Here is a 23,391-nt window from a genome sequence, read left to right on the forward strand (position 1 = left end):
GGTACGAATCTGCCCGTTGCGGATCGCCACGGGCTTTGCCGCGCAATTCTACAGGGCTTTGCCGATGGTCGCAGAAATGGCTGTCAGATCCACCCACGCAGGGCGGCAATGGCGATGGCGCCGGCCTTGTTGGCGGCGTTGGTCTTGGTGATCACGCTGCGGATGTGGAAGTTTACCGTGCTTTGCGACAGCGACAGGATGCAGGCGACGTCGGCGGCAGTCTTGCCGGCGGCCGACCATTTCAGCACTTCCAGTTCCCGCTCGCTCATTTTCGGCTGGGGTGGGCAGAGGGCGTTCAGGTGGTGCTCGCACAGCACGGCGTGCAGGGTGTGGCACAGCCACTGCACGCTGCCGCCTTTTTCATAGAGTTCGTTGATCGCTATTCTGCCCGCCGGCCTGGCGACGCTCACCTGGCTCTCGTTGTGTTGCACGTCGTGCAGCGACTGCGTCCAGCCATGACGCAGGCCATGTTCGCAGGCTACTTCGCGAAAGTGCGGGGCTTCACGGTACAGCTCGTCGGTCCAGAGTACGGGCATGGTTTGGCAATGGCTTACGCGTGCGGCAGGGTCCTGCATGTAGAGCTCATCGCGCTGATAGCGCTCGATCCACTCGGCGGGGTAGTTGCTGTAGAGGTACACCCGGGGCGTCTGGGTGGCGATTTGGATGCGGATGTTCAGCCCGAGGTGTTGCATGCCCAGGTCCTGCACCAGGTGCACAGCGATATCGAACAACTTCCGTGGGGATCGCTCGCTGACAAAATGGTGAAGATGCTCAGGCTTCCAGTGATGCATCTGTGACACTCCGAAGGGGCAACAGGATCCAATCCGTTTGCATACCCGCATCATTGTAGGAAAAGACCTAGTGTAGCGTTGGGATTTTTTGTTATAGCGATCAGGATTATCTGCGTCATCGGCAGCATCGGCGTGGTGAGGCCTTACAAACCGGTGGTTTTTATCCAGGCCGCTTTGCGCGACACTGTGCGCACGTCAACCTTGGAGCCCGATATGACCGCCAGCGCCGAAAAGTTCACCCGCCAGACACTGCTCGATGTTCAGCCATTGACGCCGAACCTCTTCAGCCTGCGGGTCACGCGCGATTCGGGTTTTCGCTTCCGTGCCGGCCAGTTCGCTCGCCTTGGCGTGACCAAGGCCGATGGCAGTGTAGTCTGGCGCGCCTATTCCATGGTCAGCGCTCCCCATGACGAGTACCTCGACTTCTTCTCGATCGTGGTGCCCGGCGGGGAGTTCACAAGTGAACTGAGCCGGTTGGGCGAAGGTGACAGCTTGCTGATCGACCGGCAGGCCTTTGGTTTTCTGACCCTTGACCGCTTCATCGGCGGCCGCGACCTGTGGCTGCTGGCCACCGGCACCGGCATCGCACCGTTCATGTCCATCCTGCAGGACTTCGAGGCCTGGGAGCGGTTTGACAGCATCAAACTGGTGTACTCGGTACGCGAGGCGAAGGAGCTGGCCTACGTGGACGACATTGCCGGGTTGGAGCAACGTGATTACCTGGCCGAGTTTGCCGGCAAGTTGCAGTTCATTCCGGTGGTCACGCGCGAGCAGCACCCCGGTGCGTTGAATGCACGTATTACCACGCTGATCGAGAATGGTGAGCTGGAGAAGGCGGCGGGGCTGGAACTGTCGCCCGAGCATTCGCGCATCATGCTCTGCGGTAACCCGGAGATGATCGATGAAACCCGAAAGGTGCTCAAGGCGCGTGACCTGCAGTTGAGCCTGAGCAAGCGGCCGGGGCAGGTGGCGGTGGAAAACTACTGGTAATGCACGGGGCCGCAATGCGGCCCCAGTACGTTTCAGGGCAAGCGGTTCTGGTTCTGCGTCTTGAGCAGGTCACGAATCTCGGTCAGCAGCGTTTCTTCAGCGCTTGGCACGGGCGGCGCGCTCGGTGCCACCGCTTCTTCGCGCTTCAGGCGGTTGATCGCCTTCACACCCATGAAGATGGCAAACGCAACGATCACGAAGTCGATCACGGTCTGGATGAACTTGCCGTAGGCCAGCACCACCGCCGGAATGTCACCTTCTGCAGCCTTCAAGGTAATCGCCAGGTCACTGAAGTCCACGCCACCGATCAACAACCCCAGTGGCGGCATGACCACGTCACCCACGAAGGACGAGACGATCTTGCCGAAGGCCGCGCCGATGATGATACCGACCGCCATGTCGACGACATTGCCTTTGACCGCGAAGGCCTTGAACTCACTGATCATGCCCATGTTCGATTCCTTTGTAACAAATGGTGAGGTAAACGCAGTGTAAGCCACTTAAACGCTTCATGCGTTAGGTACAGCCCTAATGACTGTGGTTAGAACGAATAGTTTTGTCGCATCTCGAAGCGTTCGAGACACGTCTCGCTCGGCTATCATGGCGGTTTTTCCAGGAGAATCCGCCCATGGCCAAGGCCAAGCGCTTGTATGGCTGCACCGAGTGCGGCGCGACCTTTCCCAAATGGGCCGGCCAGTGCGGTGAATGCGGGGCCTGGAACACCCTGGTCGAAACCATGATCGAAAGCGGCGGCGCGGCCGCGCCCAGCAGCGGCCGCGCCGGCTGGACCGGGCAGCAGGCGCAGATCAAGACACTGGCCGAAGTCAGTGTGGAAGAAATCCCGCGTTTTACCACCAGCAGCACCGAACTGGACCGCGTACTGGGCGGCGGCTTGGTCGACGGCTCGGTGGTGCTGATCGGGGGTGACCCAGGCATCGGCAAGTCGACCATCCTGCTGCAGACGTTGTGCAACATCGCGGTGCAGATGCCCGCGCTGTACGTCACCGGCGAAGAGTCGCAACAGCAGGTGGCCATGCGCTCACGCCGCCTGGGCCTGCCCCAGGACCAGCTCAAGGTGATGACCGAAACCTGCATCGAGACCATCATCGCCACGGCCCGTGTGGAAAAACCCCGGGTCATGGTCATCGACTCGATCCAGACCATTTTCACCGAACAACTGCAATCGGCGCCCGGCGGCGTGGCCCAGGTGCGCGAGAGCACGGCATTGCTGGTGCGCTACGCCAAGCAGAGCGGCACGGCGATTTTTCTGGTCGGCCACGTCACCAAGGAAGGCTCGCTGGCCGGGCCGCGCGTGCTCGAGCACATGGTCGATACGGTGCTGTATTTCGAAGGTGAGTCCGATGGCCGCCTGCGGCTTCTGCGGGCGGTTAAGAACCGTTTTGGCGCGGTCAACGAACTGGGCGTGTTCGGCATGACCGACCGCGGCCTCAAGGAGGTCTCGAACCCGTCGGCGATCTTCCTCAACCGCACCCAGGAAGAAGTGCCGGGCAGTGTGGTGATGGCCACCTGGGAGGGCACGCGGCCGATGCTGGTTGAGGTGCAGGCGCTGGTCGATGACAGCCACCTGGCCAACCCGCGCCGGGTGACCCTGGGCCTGGATCAGAACCGGTTGGCCATGTTGCTGGCGGTGCTGCACCGCCACGGCGGCATTCCCACCCACGACCAGGACGTGTTCCTTAACGTGGTGGGCGGGGTGAAGGTACTCGAAACCGCGTCTGACCTGGCGTTGCTGGCTGCGGTGATGTCCAGCTTGCGCAACCGGCCGTTGGCCCATGGGCTGCTGGTGTTTGGCGAAATTGGCCTGTCGGGTGAGGTGCGGCCGGTGCCCAGCGGCCAGGAGCGGTTGAAAGAGGCGGCCAAGCACGGCTTCAAGCGGGCCATCGTGCCCAAGGGCAATGCGCCGAAGGAGCCGCCTGCGGGGTTGCAGGTGATTGCCGTGACCCGGCTGGAGCAGGCTTTGGACGCCCTGTTCGAGTAGCCCTGCACCGGCCTCTTCGCGGGGCAAGTCGGACCGCCGCACCGCCGCTCCCACAGGTCTTGCGCAGCCCACAGAGGCAGCGGGGTCTCTGTGGGAGCGGGTTTACCCGCGAAGAGGCCGGCACAGGCAAACAAAAAAGGGAGCCGACGATGCGCATCGGCTCCCCCCGCGTAACCGCTCAATCAGCGGTCAATGCTCGGCAACCGCACTGCGCCTGGGCGCCTCGTTGCCATGCTCGTCCAGCTCCATCATCGGCACTTCATTACCCTCCGCATCGAACAGCTTGCCATCCTTGAAGTAGTCGCCATCGCGCAGTGCGGAGATGTCGGAATACTGGATGGTGCGCTCGTAGGCCGCAGCGAACACCGACTGCTGGTCCGAATTACCGGCTGTGAAGTGGTTGAAGATCAGGTTCAGCAGGATGGCCATGATCGCCGCCGAGCTGATGCCGGAGTGGAAGATGGTCTCGAACCAGTTCGGGAAGTGGTGGTAGAAGGTCGGTGCGGCAATCGGGATCATGCCGAAGCCCAGCGACGCGGCGACGATGATCAGGTTGACGTTGTTCTTGTAGCTGACCTTGGACAGGGTCCGGATGCCGCTGGCCGCCACGGTGCCGAACAGCACGATGCCCGCGCCACCCAGTACCGGGGTGGGTACCGCGGCAATCACCCGGCCCATGATCGGCAGCAGGCCGAGCACCACCAGGATCACGCCACCAGTGGCCACCACATAACGGCTCTTGACCCCGGTCACGGCCACCAGGCCGACGTTCTGGGCGAAGGCACTTTGGGTGAACGAGCCGAAGATCGGCGCCAGGATGCTCGACGCCATGTCGGCACGCAGGCCATTGCCCAGGCGCTTGGAGTCGACCTTGGTTTCAATGATGTCGCCCACCGCAAGGATGTCGGCCGAGGTTTCCACCAGGGTCACCATGATCACGATGCACATCGACAGGATCGCGGCGATGTGGAATTCCGGCATGCCGAAATGGAACGGCGTGGGGAAGGCGAACATCGGGCCTTGGGTGACCTTGCTGAAATCGGTCATGCCCAGCGCCCAGGCGATCAGGGTACCCACCACCATGGCCAGCAGAATCGACAGACGAGAGATGGTCGCGCTGCCCAGCTTGCTCAGCAGCAGGACGATGGCGAAGGTCAGCGCCGCCAGGCCGATGTTGGCCATGCTGCCGAACTCCGGCGAGGCGCTGTTGCCGCCCATCACCCAGCGTGCGGCCACCGGCATCAGGGTCAGGCCGATGGTGGTGATGACGATACCGGTCACCAGCGGCGGGAAGAACTTGGTAATGCGCGAAAACACGGGGGTAATCAGGAAGCCGATGAACGAGGCCGCCATGACCGCGCCCAGCACACCTGGCAGGCCACCGCCGCCCTCGCTGCTGAGGATCGCGCCCATGGTTGCCACGCCAGCGAACGACACGCCCTGCACCAGCGGCAGCTGACAACCGAAGAACGGCAGGCCCAGCGTCTGCAGCAAGGTGGCCAGGCCACCGGCAAACAACGAGGCGGCGATCAGCATGCCGATCTCGGCACCGTTCAGGCCTGCGGCCTGCCCCAGAATCAGGGGTACCGCGACAATCCCTCCATACATGGTCAACACATGCTGCAGACCATAGGCCAAGTTGGCCCCAAGGCCGAGGTTTTCATCCTCGGGGCGCTTGGCGGGAGACGTGCTAGGGGACGTAGTCATGGAGCAGGCTCTCTGCGTTTATTGTTGTGCCGCTACTGTAGACACTTCCTACAAATGATTGCCACAACAATTGTATACAATATTTTGATCGGAGCGCGAACAAGCAGGCTCGCAAGGTGTGCTAGAGCCCAATGCAGAACGCGTACCAAGTCGACAGAGGCTGTACTAGAGGGGTGTGTACAAAGCACTGCTACCCAGGCTTAAAGCTGTCTGGGTAGACAGGAAACACGGGGTGGGGAGGATGTTAGCTAGCTAAAAGATCCCATTATTCGATGAGTTCACGCAGCTCACGCATCATTTCGGTGCTGTCGGCCACGTTCAATTCCACAAGACGGTGCAAATGGGTCATCGAATCGATGTCGATGTAGAGGCAAACGAAGCCCAGGCGGGAGGGTTCTTCGTGGCGCAGTTCCACTTGCATCTCTACCCGGGTGGAAGGGTCGAGGTGGATAATTGCCTCGAAGTCCTGCGTCAAGTCCGCTTCCCAGTTCGCCGGCCGTTCCACCAGCAGGCCTTTGAGTGAAACGTCCAGCAACTTCGTCGGCCAGCGCTGCAGGCCTTGGCGCAATTCGGTCGTTGCATCGAACTCGATGCGTTGAAAACGGCGGCGTTCGTCGTGATCGCTCATGGGGGACTCTCCGGGTGACAACCTGACTATAGTGAGTATGGTAGGTACATCAGGTACCGCAATCTGGCCGCAGAGGCTCTAGACCAAAGCAAGTGTGGCAATGCGCGATGACTCGCCCTAGACTCGATAGGCGGTCTTTCCAATCCACCAGCTGGAAGCAAACCATGAACAACAATAATAGCCTGCTACGCCATATTCCGTGGCTGGCGCTGGCAGTCATAGGGGCCTGCGCGCTGGGTGTGGTTGCCCTGCGTCGCGGTGAGGCGATCAACGCCTTGTGGATCGTGGTCGCGGCAGTGGCCATCTACTTGGTCGCCTATCGCTACTACAGCCTGTTCATCGCCACCAAGGTGATGCAACTCGACCCTCGCCGCGCTACGCCGGCGGTGCTCAACAACGATGGCCTGGACTACGTCCCGACCAACAAACACATCCTGTTCGGCCACCACTTCGCCGCCATCGCTGGCGCCGGCCCGCTGGTCGGCCCGGTACTCGCCGCGCAGATGGGCTACCTGCCCGGCACACTCTGGCTGATCGCCGGTGTGGTGCTGGCCGGTGCGGTGCAGGACTTCATGGTCCTGTTCATGTCCACCCGCCGCAATGGCCGCTCGCTGGGCGACATGGTGCGCGAGGAAATGGGCCGCATCCCCGGCACCATCGCCTTGTTCGGCTGCTTCCTGATCATGATCATCATCCTCGCGGTGCTGGCGCTGATCGTGGTCAAGGCCCTGGCCGAGAGCCCATGGGGCATGTTCACGGTGATGGCGACCATCCCGATCGCGATGTTCATGGGCATCTACATGCGCTACATCCGCCCGGGCCGCATTGGCGAGATCTCGGTGGTCGGCGTGGTGCTGCTGCTGGCATCGATCTGGCTCGGCGGCGTGATCGCTGCAGACCCGGTCTGGGGCCCGGCGTTCACCTTCACCGGCGTGCAGATCACCTGGATGCTGGTGGGTTATGGCTTCGTCGCTGCCGTACTGCCGGTCTGGCTGGTATTGGCACCGCGTGACTACCTGTCGACCTTCCTCAAGATCGGCACCATCGTGGGCCTGGCCATCGGTATCCTGATCATCGCGCCTGAGCTGAAAATGCCGGCCCTGACCCAGTTCACCGACGGTACCGGCCCGGTCTGGAAGGGCACCCTGTTCCCGTTCCTGTTCATCACCATTGCGTGTGGTGCGGTATCGGGCTTCCATGCGCTGATCTCTTCGGGCACCACGCCCAAGCTGCTGGACAACGAAACCAACGCCCGTTACATCGGCTACGGCGGCATGCTGATGGAATCGTTCGTTGCCATCATGGCCATGGTTGCCGCCTCGGTGATCGAGCCGGGCGTGTACTTCGCCATGAACAGCCCGGCCGCCGTGGTCGGTGCCGACGTGGCGTCGGTGGCGCAGACGGTCAGCAGTTGGGGCTTCCTGATCACCCCTGAGCAGCTCGAAGCGGTCGCCCGCGACATCGGCGAGCACACCATCCTGGCCCGTGCCGGTGGTGCGCCAACCTTGGCGGTGGGTATCGCACAGATCCTTCACCAGGTGCTGCCGGGTGAAAACACCATGGCCTTCTGGTACCACTTCGCGATCCTGTTCGAAGCGTTGTTCATCCTGACCGCCGTGGACGCCGGTACCCGTGCCGGCCGCTTCATGCTGCAAGACCTGCTGGGCAGCTTCGTACCGGCCCTGAAACGCACCGAATCGTGGGGCGCCAACCTGCTCGCCACCGCCGGTTGCGTGGCACTCTGGGGCTACTTGCTGTACCAAGGCGTGATCGACCCGCTGGGTGGCATCAACACCTTGTGGCCGCTGTTCGGTATCTCCAACCAGATGCTGGCCGGTATCGCCTTGATGCTGGGTACCGTGGTGCTGATCAAGATGAAGCGCCAGCGCTACATCTGGGTGACCCTGCTGCCGGCTGTGTGGCTGCTGATTTGCACCACCGCTGCGGGCCTGATCAAGCTGTTCGACCCGAACCCGGCCGTGGGCTTCCTGGCCCTGGCCAAGAAGTACAGCACCGCCCTGGACGCTGGCCAAGTACTGGCCCCGGCCAAGGACATCGGCCAGATGCAGCACGTGATCTTCAACGCCTACACCAACGCGGGCCTGACGATTCTGTTCCTGCTGGTGGTCTTCAGCATCCTGTTCTTCGCCATCAAGGTCGGCTACGCCGCCCTCGGCCGCAAGGAACGCACCGACAAGGAAACCCCGTTCCAGGCGCTGCCTGACGCGTAAACGAGAGGACTGCAGCTATGTTCAACGACCTGGGTCGACTGGGTAAGTACCTGGGGCAGGCAGCCCGCCTGATGGTCGGCATGCCCGACTACGACAACTATGTCGAACACATGCAGAACAAGCACCCGGACAAACCGGTGATGAGCTACGAGGCGTTCTTCCGCGAACGCCAGGAAGCGCGCTACGGTGGCAAGTCCGGGCCCAAGTGCTGTTGAGCCTGCAACACCTGTGAACCTGTGGGAGCCCGGGCAACCGGGCTCCCACAGTCATTTTCAGCTTCAGGAGTACTTCGCGTGCAAACGCCTATCCCCGTCACTGTACTGACCGGCTTTCTGGGTGCCGGCAAGACCACCTTGCTCAAGCACATGCTCAAGGCCGAGCACGGCCTGAAGATCGCCGTGATCGAAAACGAGTTCAGCGAGGCCGGCATCGACAGCCAACTGCTGGGTGACGAGCCGGTGCAAGTCATGACCCTGGCCAACGGCTGCGTGTGTTGCAGCATTCATGGCGACCTGACCCGTGCCTTGTACCTGCTGCTGGAACGCCTGGACGCTGGCGAGATCGCCTTCGACCGCCTGGTGATCGAGTGCACCGGCCTTGCCGACCCGGCACCGGTGGCGCAGACCTTTTTCATCGACGAGGACCTGCGTGACCGCTACATCCTCGACGGCATCATCACCTTGGTCGATGCCGCCCATGCCGAGCTGCACCTGACCCAGGCCATCGCCCAGGCCCAGGTCGGTTTTGCCGACCGGCTGTTGCTGAGCAAGACTGACCTGGTCGAGCCGGCGGCGGTGGAGGCCCTGCGTGAGCGGCTGTCGCGCATCAACGGCCGTGCCGCTGTGCGTGTGGTCGAGCACGGGCGCATCGATTTGGCCGAGCTGCTCGATGTGCGCGGTTTCAACCTCAATATCGACTTGGGCGCCAGCCTTAAACCCACCCTGCGCCCGGTGCTCAAACCGGCCACCCCGGACCGCATCTCCACCCTGGTGCTGCGTACCGACACGCCGCTGGACATCGACCGGCTCAGCGACTTCATGAACGAACTGCTGGAAACCCATGGTAAGCAGTTGCTGCGTTACAAGGGCGTGCTGAACATTGCCGGCGAAGACCGTCGCCTGGTGTTTCAGGGCGTGCTGAAACTGTACGGCTTCGACTGGGATGCCGAGTGGGCAGCAGGCGAGGCACGCGAAAGCGTGATGGTGTTCATTGCCGACGAACTGCCCGAGGCTACGATTCGGGCTGGGTTCGAGGCTTTGAGCAAGCCTTGAGCCGCTGGGGCGCCTGAGCCGCGAACCAGGCCGGCCATGAACTGCGGTGGCGGGTTTGCACCTCGATGCACGGGATCAGGCGCTCAGTCAGCACGGCAGTCTGCCGCACGGCCTTGGCGGTGCGGTATTTGACACTGTGGATGCACTCGCGGTCGCCGAATTCGCAGCGGTTCAGCGAGGTACCGCCGCAGGGGCCGTTGGCCAGGCCTTTGGGGCAGGTTTCCGGGCAGATGTAGAGGGTGTCTTCGAGGCGGCAGCGGCCGCAGGTGTCGCAGCCCAGCAACGGGCGTTTCACCGCACGTTCCACCCCGTGCAGCACGCGGGCGCCTGGGGCCGAGGCCCACAGCGGTTGGCGAACGGCCCAGCCGAATGCCTTGCTCAGCCAGTTGTTGCGGCTGAACAGCAGGGCATGGAAGGCGTGCAGCAGGTGGTAGCGCGCTTTTTCTGTGCTCGACGCGCTGACCTTCGACTCGCCCTGGCGCCAGCTGGCTGCTGGGGGGTGGAAGACCACGGCGGGCAGGCCGTGCACCTGCCAGCTGGCAGCCCAGGCGGGCGCCCACTGTTCCAGCGAATGGAGCTGCGCTTGCCAATGTTCGAGGCGTTCTTCCAGGGCCAGCAACTGCTTGAGTTCGTGAATGCCCGACAGGTGCACACCGGCGTAACCCATCAACTTCACACCGATGACCTGCAGGGCCAGGCGGTCGACGCTGCGCGCCTGTGCGTACGCCTTGGACACGGCGGCCTCGGCTTCGAGCATGTCGCGCATGGACGGGCTGACCGTCACCCCGGCCACGTGATCGAGCATGGCGGCGCGCCCGTGGGTAAGGCTCATCAGGCACGCCAGCAAAGGTTTCGGGTTGGGCTGACGGTTCATCCACGCCTGGGCTTCCTGATGCTTGCTGGCATCGAAGCCCAGTTGCAGGGTCAGGAAATCGGCCCCTGCGGCGAGTTTTTTCTCGGCTTTGAAGTACTGCGCCCCCCCTTCTTCCTCGCAGTACTTGAACGGGTTGAGCGCGGCACCCAGCAGCCAGTGCGGGCAGGCTTGGCGTGCGATCTGCAGGGCGGCCACCGATTCCAGGTAGCGCACCGGGCGCTGCCCAGGTTGGTGGCCGGGCAGGCGGTCGCCGGTGAGCAGCAGTAACTGGTCCAGCCCATCGGCGTCCATGCGTTGCAGTTGCGCGAGCAAGTGGTGGCGTTCGCGGTCCTTGCCCGAGAAGTGCGGCAAGGCCGGCACCGGCGAGCTGAAGCTGGCCAGGGCGTCGAGGGGCGACATGTCCAGCGGGCTGCCGACGCGATCACCGATGGCCACCGTCATCGGCCAGCCACACAGGTGCCCGCGGGCCATGATCGCTTGCATGGCGGCGAAGCGTTCCGCCGACGGCTTGGGGACGAACTCCATGACGCAGACGAAGGTTTTTTCGTGCAGCGCCGTTTTCAGCAGGCTCATGGATCGGGCACCGAATTGGGGCAGGGTGGCATTGTGCGGCAAATGGCCGAGAGGGTCATGTCCACATGCGTAGGGCGCTGCTCTGAACAAGACATCCCCGTGCTCTGCACCGGTGTTTTCACGCGCTTCTGTGTAGGAGCAGCCTTGCGCTGCGAAGAGGCCCGTATGCCGGGTAGCGACGTATTAGCCATAAGTGCCTCTTCGCAGCACAAGGCTGCTCCTACAAGGCCCGATGTTCAATGCGAAGTTCGTGATCCTCCAGGCGCGCACGTAAAACTCAGTGACTGCCAAATCCAGTCATGCGCACTTCTGTGTAGGAGCAGCCTTGCGCTGCGAAGAGGCCCGTGTGCCGGGTAGAGATGTATTAGCCGTAAGGGCCTCTTCGCAGCACAAGGCTGCTCCTACAGACCTCACATAAACATGAGGAAATCTTGATTTCATCTTAAATTAAATGAGTTTGTCTCAAGGCTCGGTTGCCCCGAAAATTCCCGCATTCACTTTTGCGTTCAGAGGGGCAAGACATGGCACTGGCACACAACCTGGGTTTGGCGCGCATCGGCCACGATCGCGAACTGAAAAACGCCCAGGAAGCCTTCTGCAACGGTGAGCTCGACGAAGCCGGGCTGCGCGCGGTAGGCCGTGATCTGCGTGCCACCCACTGGCAGGAACAGAAAGACGCAGGTATCGACCTGCTGCCCGTGGGCGACTTCGCCTGGTGCGACCAGGTGCTCACCCACTCGTTGACCTTCGGCGTTGTGCCCGAGCGTTTGCGCAGCCACGACGGTGCCAAGCCAACCCTGCAAACCCTGTTCGCCATGGCACGTGGCCAGGAAATGACCCAGTGCTTCGACACTCACTATCACTATCAGGCACCTGAGTTCAGCGCCGACCAGCAGTTCGCCCTGAGCTGGGAGCAGCTGTTCGAAGAGGTTGCAGAAGCCAAGGCCCTGGGCCACGCGGTCAAGCCCGTGGTGATCGGCCCGCTGACCTACCTGTGGCTGGGCACCACCCAAGGCGCCGACTTCGACAAGCTGGAACTGGTCGATCGGCTGCTGCCGCTGTACGACGAAATCTTCAATCGCCTGGCCGCGCAGGGCGTCGAGTGGGTACAGATCGACGAGCCGATCCTGGTGCTCGACCTGCCGCAGGAATGGAAAAACGCCTACGAGCGCGTCTACAACATCCTGCAGCGCGCACCGCTGAAGAAACTGATCACCACCTACTTCGGTGGCCTGGAAGAAAACCTCGGCCTGGCGGCCAACCTGCCAGTCGATGGCCTGCACATCGACCTGGTGCGTGCCCCAGACCAATACCCCACCATCCTCGACCGCCTGCCCGCCTACAAGGTCCTGTCGCTGGGCTTGGTCAACGGCTATGACGACACGGCCGGCGACCTGGAAAAAGCCGTTACCGTCCTGCAGCACGCCGCCGAACGCCTGGGTGACCGCCTGTGGGTCGCGCCGTCTTGCTCGCTGCTGCACAGCTCGGTGGGCCTGGCCGTGCAGAAGTGCCAGCAAGTGGCCGTGCTGGCCAACGCCGTCAAAGCGCCAGAGGCTTTTGACGTGGCGGCTGCCTAACGCCTCCTTGCCGTGTGATGAGGTGCTTATAATGCCGGCTCGAAACGTACTCGACAGGGAGTGATGCGATGAGAGTTCTGGTAGTCGGCGCCAGCAAGGGGCTGGGCAAGGCCTTCATGGAAGGGCTGGGCAAGCCGGGCGATACGCTGATAGGTGTGTCCCGCTCGCGCCCCGAAGGGGTGGTGGTCAGCAAGGGGGTCAAGGTGCAGTGGATTGCGGCCGACCTCGGTCAGCCGGCTGCCGCCGTCGAGGCCGTTGCCCAGGCGCTGGCCGAGGGAGGCGTGGATACCCTCATCTACAACCTCGGGCTGTGGGAGGCCGAGGCGTTTTCAGAACACTACAGCTTCCTGGACGATCACGACCCAGAGCTGCAACGCATGGTCGACTGCAACATCACGGCCACTGTCCTGCTGATCAAGCGCTTGCTGCCGATGCTGCTGGAAAGCGAGAAACCACGGATCATCCTTACCGGTTCCACTTCAGGCCTGCCGCAGAGCGGGCGCCCTGAAGTGACGTTTGCTGCGTCCAAGTTCGCCCTGCGCGGGATTGCCGAGGCTTTGCGTGAGGGGTATCGCGAACAGCGCCTGGGTGTGACGTGCCTGAACTTGGGTTACCTGAACACCGAGGATGGCCTGAATGTGCCAGTTGCCGACGCTGCGGCGCGGGGGGAGGGCGGGTTGATTCCGCTGCACGATGTGGTGCTGATGGTGCGGACGATGTTAGAGCTGTCGGCGGCAAGTTATGTGCGCGAGTTGACCTTGCCGGCCATTGCCGATGAGCGGTTCTGAGTAAGCAGGCCCGGCCTCTTCGCGGGGCAAGCCCGCTCCCACAGGAAAAGCACAAACCTTGAGAGCTGTGGTTAACCTTTGGGAGCCACAGGAAAAGCACAAACCTTGAGAGCTGTGCTTAACCTGTGGGAGCGGGCTTGCCCCGCGAAGGGGCCGGGCCTGCTGGCATCAATGACTGATCAGCGCTCGATCGCCAACGCCACACCCTGGCCACCGCCAATGCACAACGTGGCCAGCCCTTTCTTCGCATCACGCTTGATCATCTCGTGCAGCAAGGTCACCAGCACCCGGCACCCCGATGCCCCAATCGGGTGGCCAAGCGCAATCGCCCCACCATTCACGTTCACCCGTGCCGCATCCCATTCCAGCGCCTTGCCCACCGCCAGCGCCTGCGCGGCAAAGGCCTCGTTGGCTTCGATCAGGTCCAGGTCCGCCAGCTGCCAGCCGGCTTTGTCCAGGCAGCGCTGGGTGGCTGAAACCGGGCCAATGCCCATGATCGCCGGGTCTACGCCAGCACTGGCATAGGCCGCGATCTTGGCCAGCACCGGCAGGCCCAGGGCCTTGGCCTTGGTGGCGCTCATCAGCAGCACGGCGGCGGCGCCGTCATTGAGGCTGGAAGCATTGCCAGCCGTGACGCTGCCGTCCTTTTTGAAGGCTGCGCGCAACTTGCCCAGCGATTCGGCGGTGGTGTCCGGGCGGGGCTGTTCGTCGCGTTCGAAGACCTTGGGCTCACCCTTTTTCTGCGGCATCACGATGGGGGTGATCTCGTCCTTGAAACGGCCCGCCTCAATCGCGGCCACGGCCTTGCGCTGGGACTCGGCGGCGAAGGCATCTTGCTGCTCACGGCTGAGGCCGTACTTATCCACAAGGTTCTCGGCGGTAATGCCCATGTGGTAGTCGTTGAAGGCATCCCACAGGCCGTCGGTAATCATACTGTCGATCAGCTGGCCGTGGCCCATCCGCTGGCCCGTGCGCGCCGAAGGCATGACGTAGGGGGCCAGGCTCATGTTTTCCTGGCCGCCGGCAATCACCACCTCGGCGTCGCCGCAGCGGATGGCCTGGGCCGCCAAGTGCAGGGCCTTGAGGCCCGAGCCGCAAACCTTGTTGAGCGTCAGCGCGGGCACGCTGAAGGGCAGGCCGGCCTTGATCGCGGCCTGGCGGGCCGGGTTCTGGCCAGCGCCGGCGGTAAGCACCTGGCCGAGGATGACCTCGTCGACCTGGGCTGGGTCCAGTTGTGTCTGTTCCAGCAGGCGCTTGATTACGGCGGCGCCGAGGTCGACGGCGGGCACTGTTGCCAAGGCGCCCTGGAAGCTGCCGATGGCGGTACGGGTGGCGGCGACGATGACCACGTCGTTCATGTTGTTGTTCTCCGTGCAAGGGTGAGCGCCGCGAGGGCAGGATGCCGTCAGCATCGGCGGGTTTGGTTGATTTGTTAAGTTTGTTTTTCTTTTGGATTGATCTGGAAAACAAATGAATGACGCGGACACGCTTGCGCTTATGCAAGCCGCTGGCCCTGGGTCTAAGCTGGATGTCGTGCTGTTTCACTCAACGTAACGGAGCTCATGTCCATGCGCATCCTGATCGCTCTCACCCTCCTGATCGGCAGCAGCACAGCATTCGCCGCCACCCAATGCACCACAGCAGATAAAAGCACGTGGCAAGACCCGGAAAAATTCCAGGCCCAGCTCAAGGAACAGGGCTACAAGATCAATAAGTTCAAGGTCACCAAAGGCAACTGCTACGAAATCTACGGTTTCGACAAGGATGGCCGTAAGGTCGAGATCTACCATGACCCGGTCAGCGGCAAGGCAGTCAAGACCGAGTACGAAGATTGAAGGCTGATGCCACGGTGCAGCTGTGGGACCCCCTCCTGCGGCTGTGCCACCTGTCGTTGGCCACGGTGTTTTTCGCGGATTATTTTTTCAATGAAGAGGGCGACGACTGGCACCAGTGGCTGGGCTACTACGGGCTGGCGTGCGTGTTGTTGCGCCTGGTCTGGGGCTTTGTCGGGCCGCAAAGCGCGCGTTGGGCCGACTTTTGGCCGACCCCGGCGCGCCTGGCCGCCCACACCCGGGCGCTGGTACGTGGGCAGCCTTACCATCGCCTGGGGCATTCGCCGATTGGCGCCCTGGTGATGCTGTTGATGCTGACCGGGATCGCGGGCTTGGGCCTGACCGGGTGGGCGTCGCAGGAGGTCGACGCCCTGTGGGGCGCCGACTGGCCGATGAGCCTGCACAGCTTCCTGGCCGACGCGGTGCTGGCATTAGTCTGCGTGCACGTGCTGGCGGCGATCGTCGAAAGCCTGCGCCTGCGCGAGAACCTGCCCTTGTCGATGCTGACCGGCAGGCGTCGATTGCCGGACGACCAGTGAGTGCTTGGCGCTGCGCGAGCACTTACACCGCCGGGCACTGGTGGGTCACGCAATGGATGCCGCCACCCCCTGCCGCGATGGCATCGATGTCCAACTGCACAATGTCCCGGTCCGGGTAGAGCGACGCCAGCAGCGCCCGCGCTTTCTCGTCGGCCTGGGCATCACCGAACTGCGGCGCAATGACCGCGCCGTTGATGACGAAGTAGTTGATATAGCCTGCCGCAAAGTCCGGGTTGCCCTTGCTGAACCTGTTGCGCCGGCCGCGCATCGGCGGTGAGACCACGTGGACTTGCAGTCGGCGGCCCTCGGCATCAGTGGCCTGTTTGAGAATCTCCAGGTGCTTGCGGGTCACGACATGGTCGTAAGACTCAGGGTCGTTGTCGAGGTTGGCGATCACCACGCCTGGCCGTACGAAGCGCGCATAAAAATCCACATGCCCATCGGTGATGTCCTCACCGGCGATACCTGGCAACCAGATGATCGTGCTCAACCCCAGGCGCGCCTTGAGCTCGGCTTCCACCTCGGCTTTGCTCCAGCCGGGGTTGCGGTTGGCGTTTACCCAGCTGCTTTTGGTCATGATCCCGGTGCCATGGCCATCGACCTCGATGGCGCCACCTTCACCCACCAGTTCACTGCGCTGGTAGTGGGCCTTGGCTAGCGTGGCGACGCGTTTGGCCAGCAGGGCATCGTTGCGGTGGCGCTGCTTGCTGCCCCAGCCGTTGAAGTTGAAATCGACCGCGGCCAAAGCACCGTCATCGTCGACAACGAAGTTGGCGCCGATGTCGCGCATCCAGATGTCATCCAGCTCGCAGGTCACGAATTGGGTGTGGGGGCTGGCGCAGTGTTGCTTGGCCAGCGCCAGTTCGCTGGGGCGGCAAAACACTGTCAGCGGCTGGTAGCGTGTAATGGCCTGGGCGATGCGGCCCAGAGCGGCCTGGACGTCGGAGGTGAAGTCTTCCCAGATCGCCGGCTGGGCACCGAAGGCGATAAAGGCGCGTTGCTGCGGCTCGCCCTCATCAGGCATGAACCAGCGCTCCGGCGCCTCGCCGCGGGCCAGGCCCAGCGGGAGGCCGAGGCTAGCCCCCAGCCCTGCGGCCAGCGACAGTTGCAGGAAGGTTCTACGGTTTGGCATGGCACCACGTGGCATGGTTCAGTCCTGTGCAGTCTTGAAGCGTGTCCACACCCGCATGCGCGCACGCATGTCGGCCTGGGGAATGTCCCGGCCGGGTATCAGCCGGGCATAGGTGGCTTCGTCGAGGTAGATGTCGGGGTTGTCGCGCATGCGTGGCTCGACGGCCTGGCGCGCCTTGGCACTGGCCGTGGGGTAGCCGGTGAAGTTGCTGATGGCCGCCATGTTCGCCGGGCGCATGACGAAGTTGATGAAACGATAGGCGTATTCCGGGTGTTTGGCATCGGCGGGGATGGCCATGGTGTCCATCCACACCGTGGTGCCTTGGCGCGGCACGCGGTATTGGAAGTCGATCGCCTTGCCCGCAGCCTCGGCCGTGCGCTGGGCCTGGATCACATCGCCGCTGTAGCCCAGTGACAGGCACAGGTTTTCGTTGACCAGCTCGGTCACCGGTTGCGACTGGAACTTGCGCACATAGGGGCGGATGGCCTTGAGCAGCTCGCTGGCGGCGGCCAGGTCTTCGCGTTTGGCGCTGCGCGGCTCCCGGCCCAGGTAGTTGAGGACCACGGCAAGCACTTCGTCTGGCGAGTCGATGATCGAGATGCCGCAGTCGGCGAACTTGGCCGCCAGCTCCGGTTTCAGCAACAGGTCGAGGTCGTCCAGCGGCGCGTTCGGCAGGCGTTGGCGGACCTTGTCGGCATTCACCGTCAGGCCGATGGTGCCCCAGGTGTAGGGCACTGTCGCCTGGCTGGCCTTGGGGTAGCGGGCATGCAGCGTGCGCAGGCCGGGCTCGATGTCATCCAGGGCCTCGAGGCGGCTGGGGTCGAGCGGCTGCAGGCTGCCGGCGCGCATCAGCCGCTCGGCCACGGTGTCGCCGGGGAACACCAGATCATAACCGCTGCGCCCTGACATCAGCTTGGCTTCGAGCACCTCGCTGCCGTCCATGACGTCGTAGATCACCTGGATGCCCGTTTCGGCGGTGAATTGCTTGAGGGTGTCCTCGGCAAAATAATCGGCCCAGTTGTACAGGCGCAGGGTCGGTTGTTCAGCCTGGGCGTGGTTGGCGCAAAGCGCCAGGGCAAGTACAGCCAGCGGTAGCAGCTTCATGTTCAGGCCCTCGTAACATGGGGGTGGTGGCCGTCCAGGGTCAGCAACGGCGCGTACATGTCCGGGCGGCGGTCGCGGTAGATGCCCCAGGTCAGGCGGTCTTCGCGCATGCGCCCAAGGTCCAGGTCGTGCAGCCAGATACCGCTGCTGTCGCGGTCGGCTTCGGCGAGCAATGCGCCCTTGTGGTCGCAGATGAACGATGAGCCATAAAACTGCATCGCCAGGGTGTCATCGCTGCCGGCCACTTCGCGGCCCACGCGGTTGGCCGCGACCACCGGCAGCAGGTTGGCGGCGGCATGCCCGCGCATGGCGATTTGCCAATGATCGCGCGAGTCCAGCTCGGCGGCGCCGGGCTCGGAGCCGATGGCGGTGGGGAACAGCAGCACTTCGGCGCCCAGCAGGGCCAGGCAGCGGGCCGTTTCGGGGAACCACTGGTCCCAGCAGATACCGATGCCCAGCCGGCCGAACGCCGTATCCCAGACCTTGAAACCGGTATCGCCAGGGCTGAAGTACTCTTTCTCCTGATAGCCGATGGCATTGGGAATATGCGTCTTGCGGTAAACCCCGAGCAGGTGGCCGTCGGCATCGGCCACGGTCAGCGCGTTGAAAAAGGCATTGCCGGCCCGTTCGTACCAACTCAATGGCAACACCACGCCCAGCTCTCTGGCCAGCGCGGCGAAGCGCTGCAGGATCGGGCTGTCGGGGTAGGGCTGGGCCAATGCCAGGTGCCGGTGGTCCTGCTCGATGCAGAAGTACGGGGTGGCGAACAGCTCTTGCAGCAGAATCACCTGGGCGCCTTTGGCAGCGGCCTGGCGCACCAGCTGTTCGGCGCGGTCGAGGTTGGCGGGCAGGTCCCAGGTGCATGGCATCTGGGTGGTGGCGATGCGCAGCAGGCTCATGGTCGCACCTCGGGTTGCTGCTGGGTGATGCAGTGGATGCCGCCGCCGCCGTGGGCGATGTGGTCGATGCGTACCGGTACGATCTCGCGGCCGGGGAAGGCAACGGCCAGTTGCGCGGCAGCCTCCTGGTCGGCAGGGATGCCGTAGGCCGGCATGATGATTGCGCCGTTGGCAATGTAGAAATTGGTGTAGGACGCGCAGAACACTTCAGCGTCCTGGTCGACCGCAGCGCTGGCTTCGTAAAGGTCGAGCAGCTCGAAAGGCCGGCCTTGCGCGTCGGTGGCAAGCGCCAGGGCGCGGCGGTTTTCCCGCGCCACTTCGGCATACACCGAGCTTTGCTCATGGGTGGCGTCGACCAGCAGCACGCCGGGGCGAGCGAAGGCGCACACGCCGTCGACATGGCCGTCGGTCATGTCACCGGTGACGTACTGCGGGTCGCCAGGCAGCCAGATGGTTTTGCGAATGCCCAGGTAGCGGGCAAAGCAGGCTTCGAATTCGGCCTTGCTGATGCCGGGGTTGCGGTTGGGGTTGAGCAGCACCGATTCGGTGGTGATCAGGGTGCCTTCGCCGTCCACATGAATAGCACCGCCCTCATTGCACAGCGCAGTGCTGAAGCCATCGAGCCCCAGGTGATCGAGCATGCGCCGGCCCAGGCTGCGGTCGCGGCCGTGTTGCGACTTGCCGCCCCAGGCGTTGAAGCGCCAGCTCAGGCCGGCCAGGCCGTGCTGCGGATGGCAGATGAAGCTTGGGCCGCTGTCACGGCACCAGCTGTCGTCGACGGTCAGCTCGATCAGCTCGATGTTGGCGCCGCACAGGGCACGGGCGCTTTCAACGGCAGACGGGTCGACCACCATTTTTACCGGTTCGAAGCGGGCGATGGCGGCGGCCACACGGGCGTAATCCTGCTGCACATCGGCCAGGCGTACGTGCCAGCCGCTTTCCCACAGCGCTTGGTTGTGCGGCCAGATCATCCAGGTGGCTGCGTGGCGGGCCCATTCGGCGGGCATGCGCCAGCCGCTGTCGAGAGACAGGTCCATAGAGAACTCCGATCTATTAAGGATTTTTATCAACGAAGCCCGCCGTCGCGGGTGTTGGTTGTCATGCTATGGCTAGGAACGTTCAGCGACAAACGATAGATTTAGCGCACATCTGATTAGCGGGGCTTATCGATCATGCTCAAACACTGGCCACCCCTCAATGCCCTCAGGGGCTTCGAGGCCGCTGCGCGGCTTGGCAGCTTCCACAAGGCTGCCGAGGCCCTCAACCTCACTCAGTCGGCGATCAGCCAACAAATCCGTAGCCTGGAAACCTACCTGGAACAACCCTTGTTCCATCGCAGCGGGCGCAGCGTGAGCCTGACTGATGCCGGGCACGATCTGCTCAGTACCACCCAGTCGCTGCTGCAGCACCTGGCCGTGGGCATCCGTCGCCTCGAGCAGTACCGCAAGCCCAATCAGTTGGTGGTCAACACCAGCCCGGCCTTTGCCCGGCATTGGCTGCTGCCGCGGCTGGCCGACTTCCATCAGCGCTGCCCGGAGGTCGACCTGTGGCTGTTCACCAGTTTCGAGGTGCCGGACATGGCGACCGAGACCATCGACCTTGCCATCCGCGACGACCTGAGCGCCCAGGCCGAATGCAGTTTCAGCGTGTTGCACCAGGACACGTTGTACCCGGCCTGCCACCCTTCTCTGGTGTCTTCGACGGCACGCACTACCTTGCACGGTGAGCGGGAAATGGACTGGAGCCATTGGCAACTGGAGGGCGGTGAAGACGTGGGGCAGCAGGGCAAGGGGCTTAACTTCTCCGACCCGGGGTTGCTGTTGGATGCCGCCTGTGAAGGGCTGGGTATCGCGCTGGTCAGCCAGCTGCTGGCCCGGCGGGCGGTGGCACAGGGGCGCTTGCAAGCGCTATCGCCACAGCAGGTGCGGGGGCCAGCGTGGGCCTGCCTGGTGCACCGCGACAGCCAGGATGATCCATTGGCGCAGCGGTTTTTGCAGTGGTTGCAAGGCCAGTTGACGGAGCAAGCGCCGTTTTGAATCCCCTCAAACACCCCGTAAGATGTGTCCGATAACCTGCGGGGGTAGTCTCACCCTCTGATCAATCGGAATCGCCCGTGGCGGCGCTTCCCTGGCATAAACCTGACGAGGTACAGACATTGGCCATCATTCATCCTAAGGTCCGCGGTTTCATCTGCACCACGACCCACCCGAAGGGCTGCGAGCTCAACGTCCGTGACCAGATCGAAGCCACCCGCAAGCTGGGCGTGCGCGAGGATGGCCCGAAGAAGGTCCTGGTGATTGGTGCTTCCAGCGGCTACGGCCTGGCAGCGCGCATTACCGCAGCGTTCGGCTTCAAGGCCGACACCCTGGGCGTGTTCTTCGAAAAACCAGGTACCGAGACCAAGGCCGGTACCGCTGGCTGGTACAACTCTGCCGCGTTCGACAAGTTCGCCAAGGCCGAGGGCCTGTACAGCAAGTCGATCAACGGTGACGCCTTCTCCGATGAAGCCCGTGCCAAGGTCATCGAGCTGATCAAGAACGAAATGGGCGGCAAGGTCGACCTGGTCATCTACTCCCTGGCGTCCCCGGTGCGCAAGCTGCCGCAGACCGGTGAAGTGATCCGTTCGGCGCTCAAGCCAATTGGCCAGCCGTACAAGTCGACCGCCATCGACACCAACAAGGACACCATCATCGAGGCCAGCATCGAGCCCGCTACCGAGCAGGAAATCGTTGACACCGTCACCGTCATGGGTGGCCAGGACTGGCAGCTGTGGATCGATGCCCTCGCCGGTGCCGACGTGCTGGCCGAAGGCGCCCGCACCGTGGCCTTCAGCTACATCGGCAGCGACATCACCTGGCCGATCTACTGGCACGGCGCGCTGGGCCAGGCCAAGCAGGACCTGGACGACACCGCACTGCGCCTGGACCAGAAACTGGCCGGCGAAGTCAAAGGCGGCGCCAACGTGGCCGTGCTGAAGTCGGTGGTCACCCAGGCCAGCTCGGCCATTCCGGTGATGCCGCTGTACCTGTCGATGGTCTTCAAGATCATGCAGGAGAAGGGCGTGCACGAAGGTACCCAGGACCAACTGGACCGCATGTACCGTGATCGCCTGTACCGCGCCGATGGCGCTGCGGCTGAGGTCGACGAGAAAGGCCGCCTGCGCCTGGACGACTGGGAACTGCGTGACGACGTACAGACCGCCTGCAAGGCGCTGTGGCCGCAAGTCACCACCGAGAACCTGTTCGAGCTGACCGACTATGCCGGTTACAAGAAGCAGTTCCTCAACCTGTTCGGCTTCGAGCGCGCTGACGTCAACTACGACGAAGACGTGGCGACCGACGTACAGTTCGACTGCATCGAGCTGTAAGCAAGGCTGAAAAAAGTCGGGGGCTGTACCGGCCTCTTCGCGGGGCAAGCCCGCTCCCACAGGATATCCACTGAGCCAAAGAGCCGTGGAGACCTGTGGGAGCGGGCTTGCCCCGCGAAGAGGCCGGCACAGCCCCCGATTTTTTTGCTAGCGTTGGCGCACAACAACAGGATGTGCGCCATGAGCAGCCTCACCCAACCCGCCACCGCCTTTCGCCACACCGCCGCCGACGGCTACAGCCTTGGCGGCTTCTGCTGGCGCCACGCCCAGGCCAATCCCCAGCGTCCGCTGGTGATCATCAACGCCGCCACTTCGGTGCGTTGCCGCTACTACGCGCGTTTTGCCGACTACCTGTTCGCCCAGGGCTGCGATGTGCTCACCTACGATTACCGCGGCATCGGCGAATCTCGGCCGCCAACACTGCGTGGTTTTCAGGCGTCCTGGAGCGACTGGGGGCAGTTGGACTTCGAAGCCATGCTGACGCACGCCGAACAGGCATTCCCCGGCCAGCCCATCGATGTGGTGGGGCACAGCTTTGGCGGTTGTGCAGTGGGGTTGGCGCCGTCTGCTGGCCGGGTCAGGCGGGTAGTGATGGTGGGCGCGCAGTTCGCCTACTGGCGCGATTATGCGGCCGATCAGCGTTGGCGGCTGTTCGGCAAATGGCATGTGGTGATGCCCTTGCTGACCCACGCCTTCGGCTACTTCCCCGGCAAGCGCCTGGGCTGGATGGAAGACACCCCGGCGGGCGTGGTGCACGACTGGACTACCCGTACGCCACGCTACGAGCACCGGCCAAGCGGGCGCAGCTTGGAGAGGGTGCCGTTTGCGCACGTCCGGGCGGCGACGCTGGCGATCAGCCTCACCGATGACCCATTCGGCACCGTGGCGGCGACAGAGCGGTTGCTAGGGTATTTGCAGGGGGCAGAGCGTCAGCACCTGCGCATTGCGCCTGTGGATATCTCGGTCGAGGAAATAGGCCATTTCGCGTTTTTCCATGACCGCTTCCGCGAGCGCTTGTGGCCGATTGCGCTGGCGTGGCTGCAGCGTGGTGAGTTGCTGCCGAACAGGCCGGGGCAGATCATCAGCTGA

21 protein-coding genes and 1 pseudogene are annotated in these 23,391 nt (G+C 63.3%); 12 read left to right on the forward strand and 10 right to left on the reverse strand.

The window, feature by feature from the left end:
* Positions 1–83 precede the first annotated feature (83 nt).
* Positions 84–791 carry an autoinducer binding domain-containing protein gene (locus tag AB7M33_RS12970; RefSeq protein ID WP_454242939.1) on the reverse strand — a complete coding sequence of 236 codons (708 nt, stop codon included), beginning with the start codon at positions 789–791 and terminating at the stop codon, positions 84–86.
* 213 nt (positions 792–1,004) lie between these two features.
* Between AB7M33_RS12970 and AB7M33_RS12975 the strand changes: the two genes are divergently transcribed.
* The gene (locus AB7M33_RS12975) at positions 1,005–1,781 is read left to right on the forward strand and encodes a ferredoxin--NADP reductase (RefSeq protein ID WP_027595229.1); all 777 of its coding nucleotides are present in this window, start codon (positions 1,005–1,007) and stop codon (positions 1,779–1,781) included.
* 32 nt (positions 1,782–1,813) lie between these two features.
* Here the strand turns inward: AB7M33_RS12975 and mscL are convergent, their stop codons facing one another.
* Positions 1,814–2,233, reverse strand: coding sequence for a large-conductance mechanosensitive channel protein MscL (gene mscL / locus AB7M33_RS12980; RefSeq protein WP_027595230.1), 420 nt, complete (start codon positions 2,231–2,233; stop codon positions 1,814–1,816).
* Positions 2,234–2,409: 176 nt separating this feature from the next.
* On the opposite strand from mscL, the gene radA reads away from it, so the two are divergent.
* Positions 2,410–3,780 carry a DNA repair protein RadA gene (gene radA, locus AB7M33_RS12985; RefSeq protein ID WP_027595231.1) on the forward strand — a complete coding sequence of 457 codons (1,371 nt, stop codon included), beginning with the start codon at positions 2,410–2,412 and terminating at the stop codon, positions 3,778–3,780.
* A 189-nt stretch (positions 3,781–3,969) separates the two neighbouring features.
* Here radA and AB7M33_RS12990 read toward each other — a convergent pair whose 3' ends face one another.
* Positions 3,970–5,487 carry a nucleobase:cation symporter-2 family protein gene (locus tag AB7M33_RS12990; protein ID WP_099430435.1) on the reverse strand — a complete coding sequence of 506 codons (1,518 nt, stop codon included), beginning with the start codon at positions 5,485–5,487 and terminating at the stop codon, positions 3,970–3,972.
* A 265-nt stretch (positions 5,488–5,752) separates the two neighbouring features.
* Positions 5,753–6,115 carry a PilZ domain-containing protein gene (locus AB7M33_RS12995; protein ID WP_099455305.1) on the reverse strand — a complete coding sequence of 121 codons (363 nt, stop codon included), beginning with the start codon at positions 6,113–6,115 and terminating at the stop codon, positions 5,753–5,755.
* 164 nt (positions 6,116–6,279) lie between these two features.
* Here AB7M33_RS12995 and AB7M33_RS13000 point away from each other — a divergent pair, with 164 nt between their 5' ends.
* From AB7M33_RS13000 to yjiA, 3 genes are all read left to right on the forward strand, one after another.
* Entirely contained in the window at positions 6,280–8,346 is a 2,067-nt protein-coding gene (locus tag AB7M33_RS13000) for a carbon starvation CstA family protein (protein ID WP_012274172.1), read from the forward strand.
* Positions 8,347–8,363: 17 nt separating this feature from the next.
* Positions 8,364–8,561: a YbdD/YjiX family protein gene (locus AB7M33_RS13005; RefSeq protein WP_027595234.1), complete on the forward strand. Its 198-nt coding sequence runs from the start codon at positions 8,364–8,366 to the stop codon at positions 8,559–8,561.
* Positions 8,562–8,639: 78 nt separating this feature from the next.
* Positions 8,640–9,617 (forward strand): GTPase, encoded by a 978-nt coding sequence (gene yjiA, locus AB7M33_RS13010; RefSeq protein WP_454242940.1) that lies wholly within the window; start codon positions 8,640–8,642, stop codon positions 9,615–9,617.
* Here the strand turns inward: yjiA and AB7M33_RS13015 are convergent.
* Entirely contained in the window at positions 9,577–11,064 is a 1,488-nt protein-coding gene (locus tag AB7M33_RS13015) for a methylenetetrahydrofolate reductase C-terminal domain-containing protein (protein WP_339551138.1), read from the reverse strand. The genes yjiA and AB7M33_RS13015 overlap by 41 nt on opposite strands.
* Before the next feature lie 521 nt (positions 11,065–11,585).
* On the opposite strand from AB7M33_RS13015, the pseudogene AB7M33_RS13020 reads away from it, so the two are divergent.
* Positions 11,586–12,638, forward strand: a pseudogene (locus tag AB7M33_RS13020) (5-methyltetrahydropteroyltriglutamate--homocysteine S-methyltransferase); the annotation flags it as partial.
* Between the two features lie 71 nt (positions 12,639–12,709).
* A complete protein-coding gene (locus tag AB7M33_RS13025) occupies positions 12,710–13,429 on the forward strand; it encodes an SDR family oxidoreductase (protein WP_454242941.1) in 720 nt (239 codons plus the stop codon).
* A 179-nt stretch (positions 13,430–13,608) separates the two neighbouring features.
* Here AB7M33_RS13025 and AB7M33_RS13030 read toward each other — a convergent pair whose 3' ends face one another.
* Positions 13,609–14,787, reverse strand: coding sequence for an acetyl-CoA C-acetyltransferase (locus AB7M33_RS13030; RefSeq protein ID WP_186677912.1), 1,179 nt, complete (start codon positions 14,785–14,787; stop codon positions 13,609–13,611).
* A 210-nt stretch (positions 14,788–14,997) separates the two neighbouring features.
* Between AB7M33_RS13030 and AB7M33_RS13035 the strand changes: the two genes are divergently transcribed.
* Entirely contained in the window at positions 14,998–15,264 is a 267-nt protein-coding gene (locus AB7M33_RS13035; RefSeq protein WP_099430430.1) for a PepSY domain-containing protein, read from the forward strand.
* Positions 15,261–15,800: a cytochrome b/b6 domain-containing protein gene (locus tag AB7M33_RS13040; protein ID WP_099430429.1), complete on the forward strand. Its 540-nt coding sequence runs from the start codon at positions 15,261–15,263 to the stop codon at positions 15,798–15,800. The genes AB7M33_RS13035 and AB7M33_RS13040 overlap by 4 nt, the downstream gene beginning before the upstream one ends.
* A gap of 22 nt (positions 15,801–15,822) precedes the next feature.
* On the opposite strand, the gene AB7M33_RS13045 is transcribed toward AB7M33_RS13040, so the two are convergent.
* From AB7M33_RS13045 to AB7M33_RS13060, 4 genes are read right to left on the reverse strand one after another with little or no spacing between them, the layout of a single operon-like run.
* Complete coding sequence (locus AB7M33_RS13045) at positions 15,823–16,932, reverse strand: agmatine deiminase family protein (RefSeq protein WP_454242942.1); 1,110 nt, start codon at positions 16,930–16,932, stop codon at positions 15,823–15,825.
* An 18-nt stretch (positions 16,933–16,950) separates the two neighbouring features.
* The gene (locus AB7M33_RS13050) at positions 16,951–18,036 is read right to left on the reverse strand and encodes an extracellular solute-binding protein (protein WP_454242943.1); all 1,086 of its coding nucleotides are present in this window, start codon (positions 18,034–18,036) and stop codon (positions 16,951–16,953) included.
* A gap of 2 nt (positions 18,037–18,038) precedes the next feature.
* Entirely contained in the window at positions 18,039–18,935 is an 897-nt protein-coding gene (gene aguB / locus AB7M33_RS13055) for an N-carbamoylputrescine amidase (protein WP_454242944.1), read from the reverse strand.
* A complete protein-coding gene (locus tag AB7M33_RS13060) occupies positions 18,932–19,972 on the reverse strand; it encodes an agmatine deiminase family protein (protein ID WP_099430427.1) in 1,041 nt (346 codons plus the stop codon). The genes aguB and AB7M33_RS13060 overlap by 4 nt, the downstream gene beginning before the upstream one ends.
* Positions 19,973–20,107: 135 nt before the next feature.
* On the opposite strand from AB7M33_RS13060, the gene AB7M33_RS13065 reads away from it, so the two are divergent.
* The 3 genes from AB7M33_RS13065 (at position 20,108) to AB7M33_RS13075 (ending at position 23,391) form a co-directional block, all read left to right on the forward strand.
* Positions 20,108–20,971, forward strand: coding sequence for a LysR family transcriptional regulator (locus AB7M33_RS13065; RefSeq protein ID WP_099430426.1), 864 nt, complete (start codon positions 20,108–20,110; stop codon positions 20,969–20,971).
* Between the two features lie 119 nt (positions 20,972–21,090).
* On the forward strand, positions 21,091–22,302 hold the full coding sequence (fabV, locus tag AB7M33_RS13070; RefSeq protein ID WP_454242945.1) for an enoyl-ACP reductase FabV: 1,212 nt from the start codon (positions 21,091–21,093) through the stop codon (positions 22,300–22,302).
* 180 nt (positions 22,303–22,482) lie between these two features.
* Complete coding sequence (locus AB7M33_RS13075) at positions 22,483–23,391, forward strand: alpha/beta hydrolase family protein (protein WP_027595247.1); 909 nt, start codon at positions 22,483–22,485, stop codon at positions 23,389–23,391.

It is taken from the genome of Pseudomonas sp. Y3 TE3536, from assembly GCF_053629175.1.